The sequence below is a fragment of the Vibrio sp. MarTm2 genome (genome assembly GCF_027587055.1).
Classification (GTDB): Bacteria; Pseudomonadota; Gammaproteobacteria; order Enterobacterales; family Vibrionaceae; genus Vibrio; species Vibrio sinaloensis_D.
In genome coordinates, this window is sequence record NZ_JAPPTK010000013.1 from 39,636 (window position 1) to 60,931 (window position 21,296).

Genomic DNA, 21,296 nt, shown 5'->3' on the forward strand with positions numbered 1-21,296 from the left:
GCGATGAATGTAACCTTATTAGCCATTGCAGGTGGAGCGATTATCCTCGGCTTAGCCTCATATGCAGGTTACCTTCTGCTCCAGCTTAAGAAGCAAAAGGAGTTGCAACTGCAGCACCAAAAGCTAGCCATTGAAAAGCGAAATGCGAACATTTTTGAAAGTGTTCACGTGCTTTGTTTGGCGGGTATTCAAGGCCAATGTGATTTGTCGGAAATCAGTATTCGCCTGTACAACATTATGGATTACGTTCAAGGTGACGATAGAGTTGATTTTGACGCCGAGTATCCAGCGACATCTGAACTGTTCCATATCGTAAAAGATATGGCTCGTGGTGAAGAACGCCAGAACTTGGTTAAGAAAGAGCGCATGAAACAAAACCTTGAACGCCATAAAGCCGAAACGCGTCTACAAGATGCGATCATTGAAGAGCTCAAGCGACTGCAGAAAAAGGTTCAACCTCTCAACAACCAGATCAACATCCAAATGATCTAGGTCGATGCAACTATCACTCGATCGCTTACACTTAATAGGTAGTGATCGAGTTATCAATTCTGAGTATTGCTACTCAAAAAGCAGCCAGCCTTTCCGCCAGTTTCACTGAGGTGTGGCAAAATAGCCTGCTAATTATAAGTTAAGCATTACAGCCCAAACGGAAAAACCAACATGTCGCAGCCTGTCGTCGCAAGCCAACAAATTGTCTGGGATCAAGCCATACTGGATAAGTACAACTACTCTGGTCCTCGCTATACCTCTTACCCAACAGCACTCGAGTTTCATGAAGCCTTTACGGTTTCGGATTACGACATGGCTTGTACACAGTACCCAGAGCGTCCTCTTTCGCTGTACATTCACATTCCGTTTTGTCACAAGCTTTGCTACTACTGCGGCTGTAATAAAGTGATTACGCGCCATGCCCACAAAGCGGATGAGTATCTTGACGTGTTGGAGCTTGAGATCCGCACTCGAGCGGCTTTGCTTCAAGAGCGTAAAGTTACTCAACTGCACTTTGGTGGTGGCACGCCAACTTTCTTGACCAAAGCGCAAATTAGTCGTCTGATGGCCATTCTTCGTGGAGAGTTCTGCTTCGAAGGCGATGCTGAAATCAGCATTGAGGTAGACCCACGTGAAATCGAGTTGGACATGCTTGATCACCTGCGCGGTGAAGGGTTCAACCGCTTGAGCATCGGTGTGCAGGACTTCAATAAAGAAGTACAAAAACTGGTCAACCGTGAACAAGATGAAGCGTTCATTTTTGCTATGGTTGCCCGCGCGAAAGAGCTGGGCTTTCGTTCAACCAATCTCGATTTAATCTACGGACTGCCAAAGCAAACCAAGGACTCCTTTGCCGAGACGCTAAAACAAGTGCTAGAGATGCAGCCGGGTCGATTGTCCGTGTTTAACTACGCTCACATGCCCCAACTGTTTGCGGCGCAGCGTAAGATCAAAGATGAAGACCTGCCGGTCGCCGAAGAGAAGATGGCGATTCTGCAAGATACTATCGCCACCCTCACCGACGCTGGCTACCAGTTTATCGGCATGGATCACTTTGCTCAGCCGGATGATGAGCTAGCAGTGGCTCAGCGTGAAGGGGTGCTTCATCGCAATTTCCAAGGTTACACGACTCAAGGTGAAGCCGATCTTGTTGGGTTCGGTGTCTCTGCGATTTCAATGATTGGTGATGCTTACGCCCAGAACCAAAAAGAGCTGAAAAAGTACTACGCGCAAGTGAGTGACCAGCGCCATGCATTATGGAAAGGGGTTGCACTGGACGGTGATGACTTACTGCGTCGTGAGGTGATTAAACAGCTCATTTGTAACTTTAAACTCGACAAAACGGCGATAGAGTCGGAGTTTGACGTGACATTTAACAACTACTTTAAAGAAGACTTAGAGTTACTTCAGACATTTATTAACGATGAGTTGGTTGAAGTCGATGGTAAAGAAATTCGCGTGACATTGCGTGGCCGTTTGCTGATTCGTAACATCTGTATGTGTTTCGATAAGTATTTAAGAGCGAAGGCGCGTCAGCAGCAGTTTTCTCGCGTTATCTAATTTTTCTTCGTATTTGAAAAATACAACAGTTTGAAGCCAGCGTGTTTTCTATATCTGGAAAAACGGTGGCTTTGTTGTATCTGATGCAAAGTTAGGGGGCGATATACGTATTCTGCGCCATATCCCACAGCGCCTTGACGAGTGGGTTGTCCAACTGCGAGCGCTTACAACATACGCCTAACCTAAATGGTTTAATGGAGGCGACTTTTAGCCGCTGAATCTTCTCTTTGACGGGACTGTTGTTAATCACTACATCGGGAGCAATGCCCACGCCACAGCCCAACGCCACCATACTCGCGATTGCTTCATGTCCTGAGACTTGAGCGTAAATGTTGGGTTTGATCTTCATTGCTTTAAACCAAGTGTTGGCGCGCTCTCTAGCCGTGCCTGACTCAGGAACAATGAAAGGGATCACTGACCAATCTGGGCTCTCTTTTTGCAGTTCTTGGGCGAAATTGCTCACACCAACTGGGGCGATAACCGAAAGTGGAATTTCACTGATGGTTTCGAACTCGATTCGTGCTGGGAGTTGTTCAGGTTTTGCTGAGATTGCGATATCCGCTTCGTCTGTCAGAACTTTCTCTATGGCTTGAGCAGGGTCGCCAGTCGACAGTTTGAATTCAATGAAAGGGTGCTGGAGTCTAAACTCAGACAGGAGCTCTGGAAGGTGGCTATAACTGGCGGTCACCGAGCAAAACAAGCGGATCTCACCTTTTAATTCCTCTTCATGGCCATTCAACTGAGCATTGTAATTCTGCCATTCGCTAACAATGTTGAGTGCCACGGGCAGCAACTTCTTGGCGGCCGGAGTAAGTTCAACACTGCGGTTGTCGCGCACAAACAAGATTTGATTAGTGTCGCTTTCGAGTTTTTGTATTTGTCTACTGAGCGCTGATGGGCTGATATGCATCGCTGAAGCGGTTTTCGCAAAACTCTTACTATCACACAGATGAATGAACAGCTGCAGACATTTAATGTTCATAAATTGGTTACATCCTTGTTGCATTTATTGCAATTACTAATTGTGAATATATCACTTTAAGCAACAAAGTTCCTGAATTAGTATGAATGCATTCGGTAAGAAAACGACCGACCTCAATGGAAAAATTCTTTAAGGAGCGCCCAGATGGCTAACTATTTCAATACTTTAAACCTACGCGAGCAACTAGACCAATTAGGTCGTTGTCGTTTCATGGACCGCAGCGAATTCGCCACTGAAGCGGATTACCTAAAAGGTAAGAAAGTCGTTATTGTTGGTTGTGGTGCTCAAGGCTTAAACCAAGGTCTAAACATGCGTGATTCTGGCCTAAACGTAGCCTACGCACTACGTCAGGCAGCGATTGACGAGCAGCGTCAATCTTACAAAAACGCTAAAGAGAACGGTTTTGAAGTTGGTAGCTACGAGAATCTTATCCCTGAAGCAGACCTAGTGATCAACCTAACGCCAGACAAGCAGCACACTAACGTTGTAGAAACGGTAATGCCGCTAATGAAAGAAGGCGCAGCACTGGGTTACTCACACGGCTTCAACGTGGTTGAAGAAGGCATGCAAATCCGTAAAGACCTAACGGTTGTCATGGTTGCACCTAAGTGTCCTGGTACAGAAGTACGTGAAGAGTACAAGCGTGGCTTCGGCGTTCCAACGCTAATCGCTGTTCACCCAGAGAACGATCCAAAAGGTGAAGGTTGGGATATCGCCAAAGCATGGGCGGCAGGTACAGGTGGTCACCGCGCGGGCTGTCTAGAGTCTTCATTCGTTGCAGAAGTTAAATCTGACCTAATGGGTGAGCAAACTATTCTATGTGGCATGCTACAAGCAGGTTCTATCGTTTCTTACGAGAAGATGGTTGCTGAAGGTATCGACCCAAGCTACGCAGGTAAGCTTCTACAATACGGTTGGGAAACGATCACTGAAGCACTGAAGTTTGGTGGCATCACGCACATGATGGACCGTCTATCTAACCCTGCGAAAATCAGAGCATTTGAGCTTTCTGAAGAGCTAAAAGAGCTAATGCGTCCGCTTTACAACAAGCACATGGATGACATCATCACTGGTGAGTTCTCAAGCACTATGATGGCTGACTGGGCAAACGACGACGCAAACCTACTAGGCTGGCGTGCAGAGACTGGCGAAACAGCATTCGAAAACTACCCAGCAGGCGACGTAGAAATCTCTGAGCAAGAGTACTTCGACAACGGTATTTTGATGGTTGCAATGGTTCGCGCTGGTGTTGAACTAGCATTCGAAGCCATGACTGCATCAGGCATCATCGATGAGTCAGCGTACTACGAATCACTACACGAGCTACCACTAATCGCAAACACAGTAGCACGTAAGCGTCTATACGAAATGAACGTCGTAATCTCAGACACAGCAGAATACGGTAACTACCTATTCGCTAACGTAGCAACGCCGCTACTACGTGAGAAGTTTATGCCTTCAGTAGGTACAGACGTAATCGGTAAAGGTCTAGGCGAAACGTCTAACCAAGTTGATAACGCAACGCTAATCGCAGTAAACGATACTATCCGTAACCACCCAGTTGAGTACATCGGTGAAGAGCTACGTGGTTACATGACGGATATGAAGAACATCGCGGTAGGTGGCTAATTACTTGCCTTAAGGTTCCATTTCGGTGTCGAAGGTGCTCATTTACTATCGTAAACTCCGCGCCTTCTCCTAGAAATGAAACCTTAATTCTTCGTAATTCGTTCAAGGGACTTAAGCTCTTAGCTTCGAATATACAATCTGCGTAATTGCACCAAAGCAAAGCAGTAAGAACTCCAGGCAGACTGGGGTGATAAATACAAAATAAAACACAACATCTAATTAAAAGGCTTGGTCTCCGTTGACCAAGCCTTTTTGTTTTTCTATTTTGGTCGATGTGTTGGGAATAAAAAAAGCTCACCATGAAGGGTGAGCTTTGAACATCAATACATGAAGCAGTTACTTGTCAGCCAGTTTTTCTTCTAGGTCAGCCAGTTTCTTTTCCATTTCCGTCAGTTTTTGACGAGTGCGTAGCAAGACTTGAGTTTGCACATCGAACTCTTCGCGGCTGACAACATCGAGTTTGTTTAATTGGCCTTGGATGACTTGGCGAACTTTTTGGTCGACGTCCGCACCAAGCTCTTTAACTGGCGTTGGCATCGACTCATGAATCTGTTTAGCAATCTGCTCTAGTTTCTTTGGGTCAAACATGTGACTAAAACTCCTATATCTTTGTCTACATTCTATTTAAACGTTACAAGAAAGTCGCTAGTTCAATGGTAAAAAAGAGACCAGCAATAAAAAAGGTCACCGAAGTGACCTTTTAGGAGTATTTCAACCACCACTTAGTGGTTATCTGCCAGTTCACGCTGCGCAGCTTTCGCTTCATCGATGCGTGCTAGCTTCTCTAGATCTTTGTCTTCAACAAACACCGGTAGAGGTTTGTGTTTCTCGGCTAGGTAGCTGTAGATTACTGGCAGTACGAACAGTGTAAACAGAGTACCAATCGCAAGACCTGCAACGATAACAATACCGATACTGAAGCGCTGAGCCGCACCTGCACCACTTGCATACATCAGTGGAATTAGACCAGCGATCATCGCCGCCGTGGTCATTAGGATAGGACGCAGACGTACTTTCGCCGCTTCCATTACCGCTTCCATTCTGCCTAGTTTGTTGTGCAGCTGCTCTTCTTTTGCGACTTCACAGATCAAGATACCGTGCTTGGTAATCAGACCAACTAGGGTAATCAGACCAACCTGCGAGTAGATGTTCATTGTCATTGTGCCGAAGAAAGCGCCCCATGCCATGGCTATCAAGGCTCCACATACCGCAAGCGGTACCGATACCATGATGACGATCGGGTCTTTCAAAGATTCAAATTGAATCGCCAGAACCAAGAATATGATCGCCAGTGCCAAACCAAATGTGGCATACAACGCGCTACCTTCGGTTACATACTGACGGGCTTCACCCATATAGTCATGGTTGTAGCCGCTAGGCAACTTGTCTACGGCAATCCCTTCGAACCAGTCGATAGCATCACCCATTGCTGTGCCTGGTGATGGTACCGCACCAACCGTCGCTGAGTTGAGCTGGTTGAAGTGAGGCAGTGAGCGTGGCTCAGCGACAACATCGATAGTGATCAGGCTACCCAATGGTACGGCTTTCCCATTCGCGCTGCGTACATAGTAGTTGTTCATCGATTCAGGGTTGAGACGCCATTTACGCTCGACCTGAGGAATAACTTCGTATGAGCGGCCATTGAGGTCGATACGGTTTACGTAGCCATCCGCCATCATGGTACTTAGGGTGATACCAATGTCTTGCATGGTGACACCGTACGCACCCGCTTTGTCTTTATCGATGTTGATTTTCATCGTTGCCGAATCGTAGTTTAAATCAAGCGTCGAATAGACAAACATTGGGCTCGATTGCACTTCTGTTAACACATCCGTTGCGATTGAGAATAGGCTCTCAAATGCATTTGGCGTAGTGATAACAAACTGAATCGGTAGGCCTGAACCTGCGCCTGGTAGCTCTGGCATCTGGAAGGCGGTGACTGCCATACCAGGTACATTACCAACTAACGCTCCCACGCGGTTTGCGACTTCAGATTGGCTCGCTTCACGTTCACTCCACGGCACCATAGAGGCAATACCAAACGCTTGGTTTGAGCTAGGCACACCAGTAAACACCTGTGCAAACGCCACTTCTGGCTGATCAGACAGAATTTGGTTTACGTCATTCATGGTGTTTTGCATAAAGTCTAGGTTGGCATTTGATGGGGCCGTACCCATCAGCATCACCACGCCTTTATCTTCCGATGGTGCCAGTTCACTTGGAATGAACTTAAACAGCACTGGCAAGCTTGCAAATACGATAACAGCAAACGCGAGCATAACCGGACGATGCATCATGACCGCTTTAAGCATGCCTTCATAGCGATTGGTCATGCCATCAAGAACATGATGCACTTTTTGTTCGAACTTGCTTGGCTGTTCATTGGCCTTCAGCATTTTTGAACACATCATTGGTGATAACGTCAGTGCCACGATACCAGAAACAAATACCGAGCCCGCTAGGGTTAGGGCAAACTCTTTAAAGAGCGAGCCAGTAATACCACCCATTAGTGCGATTGGTGCATAAACGGCACCCAGCGTTAAGGTCATCGCGATAACTGGTACCGCAATTTCACGCGTACCAATGATGGCTGCTCGGAATGGGGATTCACCCAATTTGATGTGACGGTCTACGTTCTCAAGAACAACGATCGCATCGTCTACTACCAGACCGATAGCGAGAACCATCGCCAGTAGTGTCATCAAGTTCCATGAGAAGCCCATTGCTTGCATCACCATCGCAACACCAATCAAAGAGAGTGGGATAGTGACAATAGGGATGATTACTGCACGGAACGATCCGAGGAACAGGGTAATTACCACGAGTACGATAAGTGCGGCTTCAACAATCGTTTTGACAACTTCGTTGATAGACTCGTTGATCGCGATCGTTGAGTCGTACATCACGTTCATCTTGATGGTACTTGGTAGGTTGCGCTCAAGTTGAGGCAATAACTCAAGTACATCCGCTGCGATGTTGATAGGGTTCGCACTTGGCGCGGCGTTAATTGCCGCTACAACAGCCTCTTGGCCATTCGCACTGGCGCGGTACACATCGTGACTCTTCTCAAGCGACACTTTGGCAATATCGCTCAGGCGAGTAACGTCACCGTCATCGGTACTTACGACCAGGTTTGATAGCTCATCAACGTTCGATACTTGTGTGTCTGCACTGCCGTTGTAAAGGACGAACTCACCAATTGCCTGACCTGTCGCTGACTGGTAGTTATTGGCATTAAGAACACCCATGACATCTGTCGCGGTAAGACCCAAAGCCGCCATTTTGGCTGGATCTAACCAGATGCGCAGGGCGTATTTCATGCCGCCGTAAAGGTCTACTTTAGAAACACCGTTTACCGTGAACAGTTGAGGGTTAATTACACGCTCTAGGTAGTCAGTGATTTGGCTTGAAGAGAGCTCATCACTGGTGAAACCAATGTAAAGTACCGCCGTTGTCGAGCCAGTAGACATGGTCACTGTTGGGTCTTCAGCTTCCTTAGGAAGTTGCGAGCGAACAGAGTTTGTCTTTGCCAGAATGTCTGACAAGGCAGCGTTCGGATCGGTATTTAACTTCATGTTGACGGTAATGGTCGATTTGCCCAGTACCGACTGTGAAGTCATGTAATCTATGTTGTCAGCCTGTGCGACCGCTTGCTCCAAAGGCTGAGTAATAAAACCTTGGATAAGATCTGCACTGGCACCGTAGTAACTGGTTGAGACCGTCACAACGGTATTCGTCATTTCAGGGTATTCACGAACCTGCATCTTGAAGACTGCTTGTAAGCCAAGCAGTGCAATCAAAAAGCTGATCGATACCGCTAAAACTGGACGTTTAATAAAAACATCAGTAAAGCGCATGAAGCCTCCAATTACAGCATTGGTGTTTCAGCTGGTGGAGTAGTTGCATCGCTTTCTACTACACGAACTTTTGCGTGGTTGCTTAGACGAACCTGGCCTGAAGTAACAACAACGTCACCTGGCTTAACGCCCTCTAGAATGTGTGCGATATCTTGAGTTCGTTCGCCCACTTTCACTACTTGTTGTGTTACCCGTTTTTCGCCGTCTTTCTCAGAGACAATGTAGACATTGTCACCGTACAGCGTGAACGTGATAGCCGTTTGTGGCAGCGTGACCTGATTTTCCAATTTAGGTAGGATGATGTTGGCACGAGCGAACATACCGCTGCGAAGTTTACCGTCGCTGTTTGGAATATCTGCTTGAACTTGGATCAGACCGCTTTGGATATCAACGGCAGGCTCAATCGCTGAAATTGATCCTTTAAAGGCAATTTCTGGGTAAGCGTCGACGAAGATATCCACCTCTTGCTCTAGGCTGATGCGAGAGATATCGGTTTGAGGAACAGTGAAACGTAGGCGCATCACGCTGGTATCTTCTAGGCGAACGATGTCGGTACCCGATTGAAGGTACTGACCGAGATACACATTACGGATACCAACCACGCCTGCAAACGGCGCTTTGATTTCACGGCGATCGATCGCCGCTTTTAGGCTCTCAATATCAGCTTGAAGTGAGAAGTAGTTAGCTTCCGCTTCGTCATACGCTTCTTTAGAGATAGAACCTTTCTTGTACAGGCCTTGATAGCGCTTGTATTTCGCTTCTGCAGCAGGCAGTTTCGCTTGAGCACTCTTCAAGTTTGCTTTTTCAACTTCAGAGTCCAGCAGCACCAAAGGTTGGCCTTCTTCCACCTGAGTACCGGAGTCAAACGAAATCTTGTCGATGACTCCGCTTGTTTCGTTGGCAACCGTAACCCCTTGGTTAGGTTCGATGAAACCGATCGCTTCAATGACAGGAACCCAATCAACAGGCTGAACGTCTGTTACTGTAACAGGGAACTCAGGCTCAGGGCGATTTGCCATGTAGTCAGCAACCATCTGCTGCTTATAGAGGTTGACACCTATCACACTGCCAAACAGCAGTATTGCGATAATCAACATGAAGAAAGTCCACTTTTTCATTCTTACTAGAACTCCAAGTTAGTGATTAATGATTGCATCCCAACTGGCTTCGATCGCGGCATCTAACGCGTCGTCGTTCAGTTGGTAAAATCCCAAAGCATGCTTTCGAGCCAGTGCAACACTGGCTTCAAAACTCAGCCCTGACAAAATTTCGTTATCGAGTGGTTTAAAGACCCCTTGCTCTTTACCTTCAACAAACATCCGCTCGACTTGAGAAAACATCTCGCGTTCGAGTTTTCTTGTTGTGTGCTTATGTGCACAGGGTAAAGACTCATATTGAGCGCGATTGCTGATGGTATCAATATTTGAAGCGGCTAAATTCCAAATATTGATCCACATTTTGCGGTAGCGCTCTTTTAAAGGCATGTCATCACTGACTCCAGCTTGTACTGCGTCAGCAATGCGTTTTGAAACCATTAAACGTACTTCATCAAGGAGGTGCTCCTTATCTGAGAAATAACGGTAGATTGTACCCGCAGCCACGCCTGCCTCATTGGCGAGCTTTTGCATTGAGAGCCCTTGAAAACCAGACACTGCAATCAGCTTTTCCGCCGCGTGAAGGATTTGTTCGCGTTTATCTACCTGGGTGTTATTAGACATGATCTACACCACAATGAATGAACGTTCATTCATTATAGCCTCAAAACTGTACGGTTGTGCAATAAAGTATTTTAATTAATCAGATTAATTTATTTTAATTAAGAAAATAGGGTGTCTAAGTTTGGTTTACGATTAACCATAGCAATCGTTCAATGGCACCATTATTATATGCGCCACATTTTTCACCTTTGAGACACTTATGAAGCTGAATCCAAGACAAGACGAAGCCGTCAAATATGTATCAGGACCATGCCTTGTGCTGGCTGGCGCTGGTTCAGGTAAAACACGTGTGATTACCAATAAGATTGCCTACTTGGTTCAGCAGTGTGGTTACAAGGCGAGAAATATTGCGGCGGTTACCTTTACCAACAAAGCGGCTCGCGAGATGAAAGAGCGAGTAGGGCAAACGCTGGGTAAGAACGAGTCCAAAGGCTTAATGGTATCGACATTTCATACCTTGGGTCTCAACATCATCAAGCGAGAGTACAAATCGCTCGGGCTAAAATCGGGCTTTTCGCTGTTTGATGATCAAGACCAGCTTGCGTTGCTTAAAGAGCTGACCGAACAACAATTGGATGGCGATAAAGATCTCCTGCGCCAACTGTTAAGCTGCATCTCCAACTGGAAAAATGACATGCTTACGCCTGACCAAGCAAAAGCGCAGGCTAAAGGTGAGCAACAGCAACTGTTTGCTTTCTGCTTCGAGATGTACCAAAAGCAGATGAAAGCGTACAACGCGCTCGATTTTGATGACTTAATTTCACTGCCTGTGTTGCTGCTGAAAACCAATGAAGAAGTACGTCAGCGTTGGCAAAATCGAATTCGCTATTTGCTGGTGGATGAGTATCAAGATACCAACACCAGCCAATATGATTTGGTGAAATTGATTGTCGGCGAGCGTGGCCGCCTGACCGTGGTAGGCGATGACGATCAATCTATCTATTCATGGCGAGGCGCAAAGCCGCAAAACCTAGTGCTGTTGGGGCAAGACTACCCTAATTTACGCCTCATCAAGTTGGAGCAAAACTATCGCTCAACCAGTCGTATTTTGCGCGCGGCGAATATTTTGATCGCCAATAACCCACACGTGTATGAAAAATCACTGTTCTCAGAAATCCCCGACGGCGAAAAACTCAAAGTTCTGTTGGCGAAAAACGAAGAGCATGAAGCGGAGCGGGTAACGGGGGAATTGATTGCCCATAAGTTCCTCAATCGAACCGACTACAAAGATTACGCGATTTTGTATCGTGGCAACCATCAGTCACGTTTGATTGAAAAATCATTGATGCAAAACCGAGTGCCGTACAAGCTCTCTGGTGGAACCTCCTTCTTCGCTCGAGCGGAAATCAAAGACATCATGGCCTACTTGCGCGTGCTCGTGAACCCAGATGATGACAACGCTTTCTTGCGCATTGTGAACACGCCACGCCGAGAAATAGGCCCAGTGACATTAGAAAAGCTTGGTAGCTACGCCAACATGCGCGGCAAGAGCTTATTCGAAGCGAGCTTCGAGATGGGGCTTGAACAAACTTTGTCGGGGCGCGGGTTAGAGAACTTGCGCCGCTTTACGGCTTGGTTAGTGAAGATAGCTGATCAAGCAGAGCGCGGTGACACAGTCGAAGCGGTGCGTTCTTTGGTTCGAGATATTAACTACGAAGACTGGTTGTATGAAACCTCTGCGAGTCCGAAAGCGGCAGAGATGCGCATGAAGAACGTTTCTGACCTGTATTCTTGGATAGTTGCAGACCTTGAAGGGGATAACTATGACCAAGAAGAGAAAACCATTAAGGAAGTCGTTCAGCGCCTAACCTTACGTGACATGATGGAGCGTGGTGAAGAAGATGAAGACAGCGATGCGGTGCAGTTAATGACACTGCATGCGTCGAAAGGTTTGGAGTTTCCTTACGTCTACTTAATTGGCTCAGAAGAGGGCATCTTGCCGCACCAAACCAGCATTGATGAAGACAATGTTGAAGAAGAACGTCGTCTAATGTACGTGGGTATTACGCGTGCGCAGCGTGAGCTAACTTTTACCATGTGTAAAGAACGCCGCCAGTTTGGGGAGTTGATTAAGCCAAGCCAAAGTCGTTTTCTTGATGAATTACCATTTGATGATGTGGAGTGGGAAGTGAATAAGAAGCCACAAACTCAAGAAGAGCGAATGGCAAAAGGGCAGGCACACATTGCGAACCTAAAAGCGATGTTTAATAAAAGCTAGCGATAAGTAAGACAAACAAAAAGGGCTTGGTATAAATACCAAGCCCTTCTTCTATATTAGGTTTGAGTCTTAAAGACCTTTAATCATATGATCAATTGCAGCGATGATTTCGTCATCTGAACAATCCATACATGAACCCTTCGCCGGCATCGCATTGAAACCGTTGATAGCATGGTTGTTGAGTACATCGCGGCCCTGTGCGATACGCGGTGCCCAATCACCCGCGTCGCCTGTCTTAGGTGCTCCGCTAACGCCTGACGCATGACACGCAATACAGAAAGTGCCGTAGACCGTTGCACCATCCCTTGGGCCAGTTGGTTCTGCTTTTACAGGTTCTGCACCCGCAAGGTAAACATCACCGACAGGTGCAATGCGCTCAGCAATTGCGTCGTATTCTTCTTGGCTTACGTTAGCTGCGAAAGAGGCGCTAGAAAAAGTAACTGCAGCGACCAAAGCGGTTAAGATTTTTCGAGACATATCCATTAAACTCACTTTACATTCCTGAAGGTAAGTTCGTGCTTACCCATTATTAGAGTGTGATTATGACCAACAGTGTTTAACTTTTCGTAGAAAGAAAAGCATTGGCTGTTAAATCAATGTAAATAATGGGTGATTATATCCTGTTAACTTGTTGCAATAAACAGCAAGTTACCCCCTTGTAATCAGTTATCTAATGGGAAATAGGGGTTTATCACACTTTAATTGTTGAAAAAGGCGCCAAACGATAAAAAAAGTTGAAAAAGTACTAGACGCCCTAGTGTGATATACGTATTATTCCACTCCGCCGATGGGGCATGCGCCCGTAGCTCAGTTGGATAGAGCGTTGGCCTCCGGAGCCAAAGGTCGAAGGTTCGAATCCTTTCGGGCGTGCCAATCGCCTAAAGGTTTATCGGTGAAATATCAGTGGTGGCTATAGCTCAGTTGGTAGAGCCCTGGATTGTGATTCCAGTTGTCGCGGGTTCAAGTCCCGTTAGCCACCCCATTTACCTTTTCTTATAAAGGTATATTTGGTAGCTTAGCTCCCTTTCTCAATACGTTGAGATAAAACATTGTCGGTGAATAGCGCAGCTTGGTAGCGCATCTGGTTTGGGACCAGAGGGTCGGGGGTTCGAATCCCTCTTCACCGACCACTATTTCGTTTAACGCTGATTTAGCGGTAAACTCAAAAAGTTAGCGGTGGCTATAGCTCAGTTGGTAGAGCCCTGGATTGTGATTCCAGTTGTCGCGGGTTCAAGTCCCGTTAGCCACCCCATTATTTAGGTAACTTCGGTTTCCTGTTCCGATAAATTGGAACAAAACACAAGTCGGTGAATAGCGCAGCTTGGTAGCGCATCTGGTTTGGGACCAGAGGGTCGGGGGTTCGAATCCCTCTTCACCGACCACTATTGAAGCCCTAGTCGAAAGACTAGGGCTTTTTGCTATTTGCAATTTAGTCGATTCGAACTCAAAGCGGGGTTCGTCTGATGTTCAAGGAATGTCTCTTCACCGATCACTATTTGAAAAGCCGTAGTAGAAATGCTACGGCTTTTTGCTATTTGTCATATAGTCGATTCGAACCCAGAGCAGGGTTCATCTGATCTTCAAGGTATGTCTCTTCACCGACCACTTTTGAAGCCCTAGGCTGGCTGGCCGCGACGAAAGATTAGGGCTTTTTGTGTCCGTTCAAGTCTAACGAAACCTCCTTATCGGACCATGCTAAAAGCATCGATTTTCCCCTCGCGCCACTTTCTAATACTTAAGCATTAACGATGATCTGGTCGTGCGTTGATGTACATTATTGGAGGTAGTGGTTGTCACCAAATAAGTTCGCTATACCTTTGTTTAAATTTGGAACAAATCGTTACATTTGGTCTTATTGACTGACTTTGTCTTTGTTTATAGTTTTATGTTTTATTTTTGTTAATCGCAGTTCGGTGCGCTTCTTTGAATTAGTATTCATTTTTTAACTTAGATTGAGATGAAAAAAGAACTTATAAAATAACGCTGAGTAAGTATTTTAGAGGGTTGGGGGCATTTTTTCATCAGGTCCGATCAACGAATCGTTTTGTTGTTGTGCATATTTATTTTGTTATGCTGCTTGTTTTTTGTTCGATTTCAACTTTTTATACTACCTTTGTTGCTTTTCTGTGAATTTTTTGCCAAATTGATGACCTTATAAATTGTCAGGATGTCATACCGATTTCCCTGACTCGAATGGATTCAATTTTCAGACAGGGCAGAAAGCTGCCGAAGCAGTAGAGGTCTGGTTAATGTCACTTTTAGAAGTAAAAAATCTTCGCATCGAGTACCCATCACGTCATGGTGTGCATGCGGCTGTTAAGTCACTGTCGTTCAATATTGAGCGCGGTGAAATTGTGGGTGTTGTTGGGGAATCTGGCGCGGGTAAGTCTACCGTGGGTAATGCCGTGATTGACCTTCTCAGCCCTCCAGGCCGCATCGCAAGTGGTGATGTCTATCTCGACGGCAAGCTCATCTCAGGTCTTTCACCAGAACAAATGCGCTCTGTTCGTGGTTCAAAAATAGGCTTTATTTTCCAAGACCCGATGACTTCGCTAAACCCTCTATTCACTGTCGAACAACAACTGAAAGAAACCATCCATGCCAATATGAAGGTGTCGGATGAAGAGGCTTACAAGCGCGCGCTTTCTTTAATGCAGCAAGTGGGTATTCCACAACCTGAAAACCGTTTAAAACAATACCCTCACCAATTTTCTGGCGGCATGCGTCAGCGTGTGGTTATTGCGATTGCACTGGCTGGCGAGCCTGATCTTATCATCGCTGATGAACCGACCACGGCACTTGATGTTTCCATCCAAGATCAGATTTTGAGTCTGATTCGCGACTTATGTATCAAGAACAATGTGGGTTGTATGTTGGTAACCCACGATATGGGGGTAGTGTCGAATGTGACGGATCGCGTGGCGGTTATGTACCGTGGTGATTTAGTCGAATTTGGCCCAACAGCGAAGGTGCTCGGCAACCCAGATCATTCTTATACTCGCAGTCTTATTTCAGCAGTGCCGCGTTCAGATATGAAGCTAGATCGCTTCCCATTGGTTAGCTACATCGAAGAAGCACACGAGATGGAGCCGCTCGATGTCAAAAATCACTGGTTAGGGCAGAGCCAAGATCACCGTGAATACACCGGCTCTTTGTTGACTGTCGAGAATGTAAACCTACGCTTTGTCACCAAAGACTCGTTGTTTGAGAGCCGCCGTGAATACGTACAGGCATCGAACAATGTTAGTTTTGAAGTCTTTGAAGGTGAAACGTTTGGTCTTGTTGGAGAGTCGGGTTCTGGTAAGTCGACCATTGCACGAGTGATAGCGGGTCTGTACGAACCGAACTCGGGTAAAGTGACGTTTGAAGGGATCGATCTGACGTCGTTAAAATCTGAGAAAGAGCGTCGACCACTTCGCCGCCAGATGCAGATGGTGTTCCAAAACCCGTATACCTCGATGAACCCGCGCATGAAAATCTTCGATATCATCGCTGAGCCTATTCGTTTCCATAAGCTGACTAACAGTGAGGCGGAAACCAGACAGATCGTTAATGATCTCCTTGATCACGTTGGCTTGGGTCAGATGGCGGGAGTGAAATATCCGCACGAATTCTCTGGCGGTCAAAGACAGCGTATCTCTATTGCTCGCGCTTTGGCGACCCGCCCTCGTTTGCTGATTTGTGATGAGCCAACGTCAGCTTTGGACGTTTCAGTACAAGCGCAAATCCTCAACCTGTTGAAAGATCTACAAGATGAGTTGAACCTCACCATGCTGTTCATTAGTCACGACTTGCCTGTCATCCGCCAGATGTGTGACCGTGTTGGCGTGATGCAAATGGGGACACTACTGGAAGTAGCCCCTACGGAGCAATTGTTCAACTCGCCTCAGCATGAGTACAGCAAGCAACTGATTTCTTTAATGCCAGAATTTACTGGCTTAAGAGAAGAAGTAAAAACGGCTTAAGCCGTGACCCTTCCGCCTTTCAATACAGGCGGACAAAACAGAAGCACACACAACAACTAGGGATAGAAATCCCGCATAAGGAGTTATGCAATGAAAACCATGAAAAGCAAACTGGTAGTGGCTTTAATGGCAGCTGGCCTTAGCTTTGGTGCAGCCGCTGCAGATATTACCGTCGCTTATGATGCAGACCCAGTATCACTGGATCCACATGAGCAGCTATCTGGTGGCACACTGCAAATGTCTCACATGGTATTTGATCCACTTATTCGCTTTAACCAGAAAATGGAATTTGAACCTCGTTTGGCCGAGTCTTGGGAGCGTATTGACGGCGAAACCATGCACTTCAACATTCGCCAAGGTGTGAAGTTCCATTCCGGTAACATGCTGACGGCTGACGACGTGGTTTGGACATTCGATCGTTTGAAAAACTCACCAGACTTTAAAGGTATTTTTGGCCCAATTAAGTCAATTACCAAAGCGGGTGACTACAAAGTAGAGATCAAAACCGATGGCGTTTACCCACTGGTCGAAAACGTCATGACTTACCTATTCCCAATGGATAGCAAGTTCTACTCAGGAAAAACGGATGATGGCAAAGACAAAGCGGAGTTGGTGAAGCACGGTAACTCGTTCGCATCAACCAACGTTTCTGGTACAGGTCCATTTGTGATCACTCAGCGTGAACAGGGCGTGAAAGTGACGTTCGAGCGTTTTGATGATTACTGGGACAATGCGTCTGGCGGTAATGTTGATAAGCTGACTCTAGTACCAATCAAAGAAGACGCGACTCGTGTTGCAGCGCTGCTTTCTGGTGACGTAGACATGATCGCTCCTGTTGCACCAAACGACTACAAGCGTATTGAGAAAGCGGACAGTGTAGACCTTTACACTATGCCAGGTACGCGTGTCATTACGTTCCAAATGAACCAAAACAGCAATCCTGCATTGAAAGACGTGCGTGTTCGTCAAGCGATTACTTACGCAATCAACAATGAAGGTATCACTAAGAAAGTCATGAAGGGTGCAGCTACAGCAGCAGCGCAGCAGAGCCCAGTTGGCTTTGTTGGTCATAATGAAGACCTGAAACCACGCTACGATCTTAAGAAAGCGAAGCAGCTAATGAAAGAAGCAGGTTACGAGAAAGGCTTCACGCTAACGATGATGGCGCCAAACAACCGTTACGTGAACGATGACAAAATCGCTCAAGCATCGGCGGCTATGCTATCTAAGATCGGTATCAAGGTTGACTTGAAGACCATGCCTAAAGCGCAATACTGGCCTGAGTTCGACAAGTGTGCGGCCGATATGCTGATGATCGGTTGGCACCCAGATACAGAAGATTCAGGTAACTTCACTGAGTTCCTAGCGATGACGCGTAATGTAGAAACGGGTAAAGGCCAATATAACTGTGGTCACTACTCAAACGCAGAAGTCGACAAGTTGATCGAAGAGACCAACAAGATGACTGACCTAGAGAAACGCAGTGCAGCACTGAAGAAAGTTGAAGAGATTCTTTACAATGAAGCGGCGTTTGTTCCTCTACATTGGCAAGATCCATCATGGGCAGCAAAAGGTAACGTTGAGATTGGTCCAATCATCAACGGTATGAACTTCCCATACTTCGGTGACCTAGTTGTTAAGTAAACCCTAGTGAACTAGACCAAGTACTTACAGAGTGCTTGGTCGTTTTTTGGTGCCTAGCTCTGTTTCAGTCGGGTTAGGTGCCATTTTTAAGACTGAAAGTTGCGACCGATTTCGCGGTGAGTTTGGTAATACCAACTGGTGAAAGAGAAAGTCGCAGACTGAAATCTATGGAAAGTTAAAGGGGCAAGGAATGTTTTCGTTTCTGGTCAAGCGCCTGTTTCAGGCACTGATAGTGATGTTTGTGATCAGTTTAGTGGCGTTTGCCATTCAGGATAACCTCGGAGACCCGCTGCGTGAGCTTGTTGGTCAATCGGTTTCAGAGTCAGAGCGTCAAGCTCTGCGTGACGAACTCGGTCTGAATGATCCCTTCATTACAAAATACACTCGCTTTGTCGGCAATGCCCTACAAGGTGACTTAGGCACATCGTACTTCTTCAAACGCCCAGCGGTTGAAGTGATTCTTGATAAATTGGTTGCGACACTCGAGTTAGTCTTTGGCGCGACACTGATCATCATAGTCTGTTCGATTCCACTTGGTGTTTACTCGGCCATCCATCCAAAAAGTATCTTCACCAAAATCGTGATGGCGGGCAGCAGTATCGGTATCTCTATCCCGGTGTTCTTAACTGCGATCATGCTGATGTATGTCTTTTCGATTGAGCTTGGTTGGCTGCCGTCTTATGGACGTGGCGAGACCGCGAATGTGCTCGGTTGGGAGTCCGGCTACTTTACATTAGATGGATTAGCACACCTTGTTCTGCCATGTATTGCACTGGCGTCTATTATGTTGCCACTGTTTATTCGCTTGGTGCGTTCAGAAATGCTGGAAGTGCTCAGCTCTGAGTACATCAAGTTTGGTAAGGCGAAAGGGCTGGCACTGAACAAGATCTATTACCAACACGCTTTGAAAAATACCATGCTGCCAGTGTTGACGGTGGGTGGCGTGCAAATCGGTACCATGGTGGCTTACACCATTTTGACTGAAACCGTTTTCCAGTGGCCTGGAACTGGCTTCCTTTTCCTAGAAGCAATCAACCGTGTTGATACTCCGCTTATCACGGCATACGTCATTTTTGTTGGTCTAATTTTCGTTGTGACCAACACCATTGTTGACTTGTTGTACGGCATCATCAACCCGACGGTTAATCTAACTGGTAAAGGAGCGTAATCATGACTCAATTAGCAGCAGCTCCTTCTCGCTGGGAGCGATTCAAGCAATCGGATTTCTTGTACTACTTTAAGCGCGATAAAGTCGCCATGGCGAGCTTTACCGTTTTTATGATGTTCCTGGTAATGGCCTTGGCTGCGCCGGTTATTTCTCCAACCGACCCTTATGATTTGTCGTCGATTGACATCATGGACTCGGAGCTTCCTCCTTCTTGGATGGAAGATGGCGATGAACGCTTCCTGCTGGGTACTGACGAGCAAGGACGCGACATTTTTTCGACGATTCTGTATGGCTCTCGCCTGTCGTTGACGATCGGTTTTCTTGCCGTTGGTCTTCAACTGATTCTGGGTATCGTTATCGGCTTATCAGCGGGTTACTTTGGCGGTCGTATTGATAGCTTCTTGATGCGTTTTGCCGATGTTCAATTATCGTTTTCGACCATGATGGTGGCGATTATCGTATCAGCCATCTTTAAAGCCAGTTTTGGTAGTGACTTTTACAGCCAATACGCGGTGGTGATGCTGGTGGTGATTATCGGTGTCGCTGAGTGGCCGCAATACGCCCGTACCATACGCGCTTCGGTGTTGGCTGAGAAGAAGAAAGAGTATGTCGAAGCTGCGCGCGTCATGGGCTTTAAAGCGCCGCGTATTATGTTCCGTCATATCTTGCCAAACTGTTTGTCACCGATCTTGGTTATCTCAACGGTACAGGTTGCAAACGCGATCATGTCAGAAGCGGCACTCTCTTTCCTAGGTTTGGGGCTGCCAGTAGATCAGCCTTCGTTGGGTGCATTAATCAGTATTGGTTTTAACTACATCTTCTCAGGTGCTTGGTGGATCACGGCGTTTCCTGGCATTGTGTTGGTGACGCTAGTGTTGGTGATTAACCTACTGGGTGACTGGCTACGTGATGTATTTAACCCGAAAATCTACAAAGGTTGATCTAACCCTTAGATTTTCATATAAAAATCTCACTAAACTAAGAGTCGTAACATGTTACGGCTCTTTTTTTGCATTATTTTTAGTCTCAGCGATGAGTCGTCAATAATGTCACACTATCCAAAGGCTTGGATCAGAATTAGAAGGTTGGAATGTAGAGTATGGATATGAGGATGGCAGTAAAGCCAAAACGACCTTTTGTGAAACTGTTGAGCTTTGCACTGTTAACGGTGCCGGTGTTTTCTTCGTCTGTGCATGCGCAAGAATTTCTCTGTGATGCCATTCAGGTCTCAGCAACAGAGTTGCCCCAGTTGGATCAAGCTTGCCCAATCGGCAAAGGGCTTTGGGGAAAGCAGAAACCTAAAGGTCAATCGTCCCAGTTTTGGATCCAATGTGGCGTTTACAGTAAGCCTCTCTCGCTTGATAAAGCCAAAAACCTCTACAAACACATCTCAAAAGACGTCTGGCTGAAACCAGAAGGTAAGACTTATCGTTGCCTACTTGGCCCTTATAAGCAGTTTTCAGTGGCTAGCTCGGAGCTTAAGCAAGTCCAAAAAGAGCCAGGATACAAAGAAGCGTTTATCCGTGAAATTGTCAGGGGCGCACCTGCGAAACCTCTCAAATCTGAGTCTAAATCTAATCCCCAAAAAGCCCCGAGTAAGCCGGCACCAGTCGCCACGCCTAAACCAAAACCAGAAGTTGCTCGCGCCGCAACCGTGTTACCTGCCGTAGTGGCTCCGAGTGTCGATATGGCAAAGTCCTCACCAAAGAAAAAGCTAGAGACTGAAGTTTCGGTTCGCTTAGCGACAACGATTAATGGGGTTGAGTATCAAGTTCCTTACCTCATGTTCAGCGATGACCAGTTCTACATGGAACACGATTTGCCTTGGAATCGTATGAGTTACGAAAGAGCGTATAAAACCTGTTACCGACAGGGGATGCGTTTAGCGAGTGCAGATGAGTGGCAAGCATTGCTCGATTCTGGCGTGATGGCGAAAGACAAATGGCCAATGCACTTGCCTTATTGGGGCACTCAGAAAACAGGCTTATTCTACAGTGGCAAGGTCAACCAACTGAAAGGCAGCTCACTACTTAATGTGATGTGCGTGAAGTAACCTCTAACCT

General features: G+C 46.5%; 15 protein-coding genes and 5 tRNA genes. 14 read left to right on the top strand and 6 right to left on the bottom strand.

Features of this window, described 5'->3' with window-relative positions; genetic code table 11:
• The first annotated feature begins 3 nt into the window (after nt 1-3).
• Together OH458_RS18915 and hemN are read left to right on the top strand one after the other, a co-directional pair.
• Nucleotides 4-492 (top strand): DUF2489 domain-containing protein, encoded by a 489-nt coding sequence (locus tag OH458_RS18915; RefSeq protein ID WP_005474481.1) that lies wholly within the window; start codon nt 4-6, stop codon nt 490-492.
• Between the two features lie 171 nt (nt 493-663).
• Nucleotides 664-2,052 carry an oxygen-independent coproporphyrinogen III oxidase gene (gene hemN / locus OH458_RS18920; RefSeq protein ID WP_269979463.1) on the top strand — a complete coding sequence of 463 codons (1,389 nt, stop codon included), beginning with the start codon at nt 664-666 and terminating at the stop codon, nt 2,050-2,052.
• Between the two features lie 91 nt (nt 2,053-2,143).
• On the opposite strand, the gene ilvY is transcribed toward hemN, so the two are convergent.
• Entirely contained in the window at nt 2,144-3,034 is an 891-nt protein-coding gene (ilvY, locus tag OH458_RS18925) for an HTH-type transcriptional activator IlvY (RefSeq protein WP_269979464.1), read from the bottom strand.
• Nucleotides 3,035-3,178: 144 nt separating this feature from the next.
• On the opposite strand from ilvY, the gene ilvC reads away from it, so the two are divergent.
• Nucleotides 3,179-4,663 carry a ketol-acid reductoisomerase gene (ilvC, locus tag OH458_RS18930; RefSeq protein ID WP_269979465.1) on the top strand — a complete coding sequence of 495 codons (1,485 nt, stop codon included), beginning with the start codon at nt 3,179-3,181 and terminating at the stop codon, nt 4,661-4,663.
• A gap of 336 nt (nt 4,664-4,999) precedes the next feature.
• On the opposite strand, the gene ubiK is transcribed toward ilvC, so the two are convergent.
• The 4 genes from ubiK to OH458_RS18950 all read right to left on the bottom strand — a co-directional run bounded on the left by ubiK (nt 5,000) and on the right by OH458_RS18950 (nt 10,238).
• Nucleotides 5,000-5,251 (bottom strand): ubiquinone biosynthesis accessory factor UbiK, encoded by a 252-nt coding sequence (gene ubiK / locus OH458_RS18935; protein WP_038139805.1) that lies wholly within the window; start codon nt 5,249-5,251, stop codon nt 5,000-5,002.
• 134 nt (nt 5,252-5,385) lie between these two features.
• The gene (locus OH458_RS18940) at nt 5,386-8,520 is read right to left on the bottom strand and encodes a multidrug efflux RND transporter permease subunit (RefSeq protein ID WP_039481855.1); all 3,135 of its coding nucleotides are present in this window, start codon (nt 8,518-8,520) and stop codon (nt 5,386-5,388) included.
• An 11-nt stretch (nt 8,521-8,531) separates the two neighbouring features.
• Nucleotides 8,532-9,638: an efflux RND transporter periplasmic adaptor subunit gene (locus tag OH458_RS18945; RefSeq protein ID WP_005474359.1), complete on the bottom strand. Its 1,107-nt coding sequence runs from the start codon at nt 9,636-9,638 to the stop codon at nt 8,532-8,534.
• 18 nt (nt 9,639-9,656) lie between these two features.
• Nucleotides 9,657-10,238 (bottom strand): TetR/AcrR family transcriptional regulator, encoded by a 582-nt coding sequence (locus tag OH458_RS18950; RefSeq protein WP_269979466.1) that lies wholly within the window; start codon nt 10,236-10,238, stop codon nt 9,657-9,659.
• Between the two features lie 199 nt (nt 10,239-10,437).
• On the opposite strand from OH458_RS18950, the gene rep reads away from it, so the two are divergent.
• Entirely contained in the window at nt 10,438-12,456 is a 2,019-nt protein-coding gene (gene rep / locus OH458_RS18955; RefSeq protein WP_038139802.1) for a DNA helicase Rep, read from the top strand.
• Between the two features lie 69 nt (nt 12,457-12,525).
• Here rep and OH458_RS18960 read toward each other — a convergent pair whose 3' ends face one another.
• Nucleotides 12,526-12,939, bottom strand: coding sequence for a c-type cytochrome (locus OH458_RS18960; RefSeq protein ID WP_005474391.1), 414 nt, complete (start codon nt 12,937-12,939; stop codon nt 12,526-12,528).
• A gap of 313 nt (nt 12,940-13,252) precedes the next feature.
• Between OH458_RS18960 and OH458_RS18965 the strand changes: the two genes are divergently transcribed.
• The 10 genes from OH458_RS18965 (at nt 13,253) to OH458_RS19010 (ending at nt 21,286) form a co-directional block, all read left to right on the top strand.
• A tRNA-Arg gene (locus OH458_RS18965) sits at nt 13,253-13,329 on the top strand.
• Nucleotides 13,330-13,362: 33 nt separating this feature from the next.
• A tRNA-His gene (locus OH458_RS18970) sits at nt 13,363-13,438 on the top strand.
• A 71-nt stretch (nt 13,439-13,509) separates the two neighbouring features.
• Nucleotides 13,510-13,586: transfer RNA gene (locus tag OH458_RS18975), tRNA-Pro, on the top strand.
• 46 nt (nt 13,587-13,632) lie between these two features.
• Nucleotides 13,633-13,708, top strand: a tRNA-His gene (locus tag OH458_RS18980).
• 53 nt (nt 13,709-13,761) lie between these two features.
• Nucleotides 13,762-13,838: transfer RNA gene (locus tag OH458_RS18985), tRNA-Pro, on the top strand.
• 867 nt (nt 13,839-14,705) lie between these two features.
• On the top strand, nt 14,706-16,421 hold the full coding sequence (locus OH458_RS18990) for a dipeptide ABC transporter ATP-binding protein (RefSeq protein WP_269979467.1): 1,716 nt from the start codon (nt 14,706-14,708) through the stop codon (nt 16,419-16,421).
• Nucleotides 16,422-16,511: 90 nt separating this feature from the next.
• Nucleotides 16,512-18,065 (top strand): ABC transporter substrate-binding protein, encoded by a 1,554-nt coding sequence (locus OH458_RS18995; protein ID WP_269979468.1) that lies wholly within the window; start codon nt 16,512-16,514, stop codon nt 18,063-18,065.
• A gap of 190 nt (nt 18,066-18,255) precedes the next feature.
• Nucleotides 18,256-19,233 (top strand): ABC transporter permease, encoded by a 978-nt coding sequence (locus OH458_RS19000; protein WP_005475081.1) that lies wholly within the window; start codon nt 18,256-18,258, stop codon nt 19,231-19,233.
• Nucleotides 19,234-19,235: 2 nt separating this feature from the next.
• A complete protein-coding gene (locus OH458_RS19005) occupies nt 19,236-20,174 on the top strand; it encodes an ABC transporter permease (RefSeq protein WP_005475087.1) in 939 nt (312 codons plus the stop codon).
• Between the two features lie 158 nt (nt 20,175-20,332).
• Nucleotides 20,333-21,286, top strand: coding sequence for an SPOR domain-containing protein (locus tag OH458_RS19010; protein WP_269979469.1), 954 nt, complete (start codon nt 20,333-20,335; stop codon nt 21,284-21,286).
• Nucleotides 21,287-21,296 lie beyond the last annotated feature (10 nt).

Excerpts from the sequence above, each read along its gene's own strand:
- OH458_RS18915 (WP_005474481.1), top strand. The coding sequence starts at position 4 with ATGAATGTAACCTTATTAGCCATTGCAGGTGGAGCGATTATCCTCGGC.
- hemN (WP_269979463.1), top strand. The coding sequence starts at position 664 with ATGTCGCAGCCTGTCGTCGCAAGCCAACAAATTGTCTGGGATCAAGCC.
- ilvY (WP_269979464.1), bottom strand. The coding sequence starts at position 3,034 with ATGAACATTAAATGTCTGCAGCTGTTCATTCATCTGTGTGATAGTAAG.
- ilvC (WP_269979465.1), top strand. The coding sequence starts at position 3,179 with ATGGCTAACTATTTCAATACTTTAAACCTACGCGAGCAACTAGACCAA.
- ubiK (WP_038139805.1), bottom strand. The coding sequence starts at position 5,251 with ATGTTTGACCCAAAGAAACTAGAGCAGATTGCTAAACAGATTCATGAG.
- OH458_RS18940 (WP_039481855.1), bottom strand. The coding sequence starts at position 8,520 with ATGCGCTTTACTGATGTTTTTATTAAACGTCCAGTTTTAGCGGTATCG.
- OH458_RS18945 (WP_005474359.1), bottom strand. The coding sequence starts at position 9,638 with ATGAAAAAGTGGACTTTCTTCATGTTGATTATCGCAATACTGCTGTTT.
- OH458_RS18950 (WP_269979466.1), bottom strand. The coding sequence starts at position 10,238 with ATGTCTAATAACACCCAGGTAGATAAACGCGAACAAATCCTTCACGCG.
- rep (WP_038139802.1), top strand. The coding sequence starts at position 10,438 with ATGAAGCTGAATCCAAGACAAGACGAAGCCGTCAAATATGTATCAGGA.
- OH458_RS18960 (WP_005474391.1), bottom strand. The coding sequence starts at position 12,939 with ATGGATATGTCTCGAAAAATCTTAACCGCTTTGGTCGCTGCAGTTACT.
- OH458_RS18990 (WP_269979467.1), top strand. The coding sequence starts at position 14,706 with ATGTCACTTTTAGAAGTAAAAAATCTTCGCATCGAGTACCCATCACGT.
- OH458_RS18995 (WP_269979468.1), top strand. The coding sequence starts at position 16,512 with ATGAAAACCATGAAAAGCAAACTGGTAGTGGCTTTAATGGCAGCTGGC.
- OH458_RS19000 (WP_005475081.1), top strand. The coding sequence starts at position 18,256 with ATGTTTTCGTTTCTGGTCAAGCGCCTGTTTCAGGCACTGATAGTGATG.
- OH458_RS19005 (WP_005475087.1), top strand. The coding sequence starts at position 19,236 with ATGACTCAATTAGCAGCAGCTCCTTCTCGCTGGGAGCGATTCAAGCAA.
- OH458_RS19010 (WP_269979469.1), top strand. The coding sequence starts at position 20,333 with ATGGATATGAGGATGGCAGTAAAGCCAAAACGACCTTTTGTGAAACTG.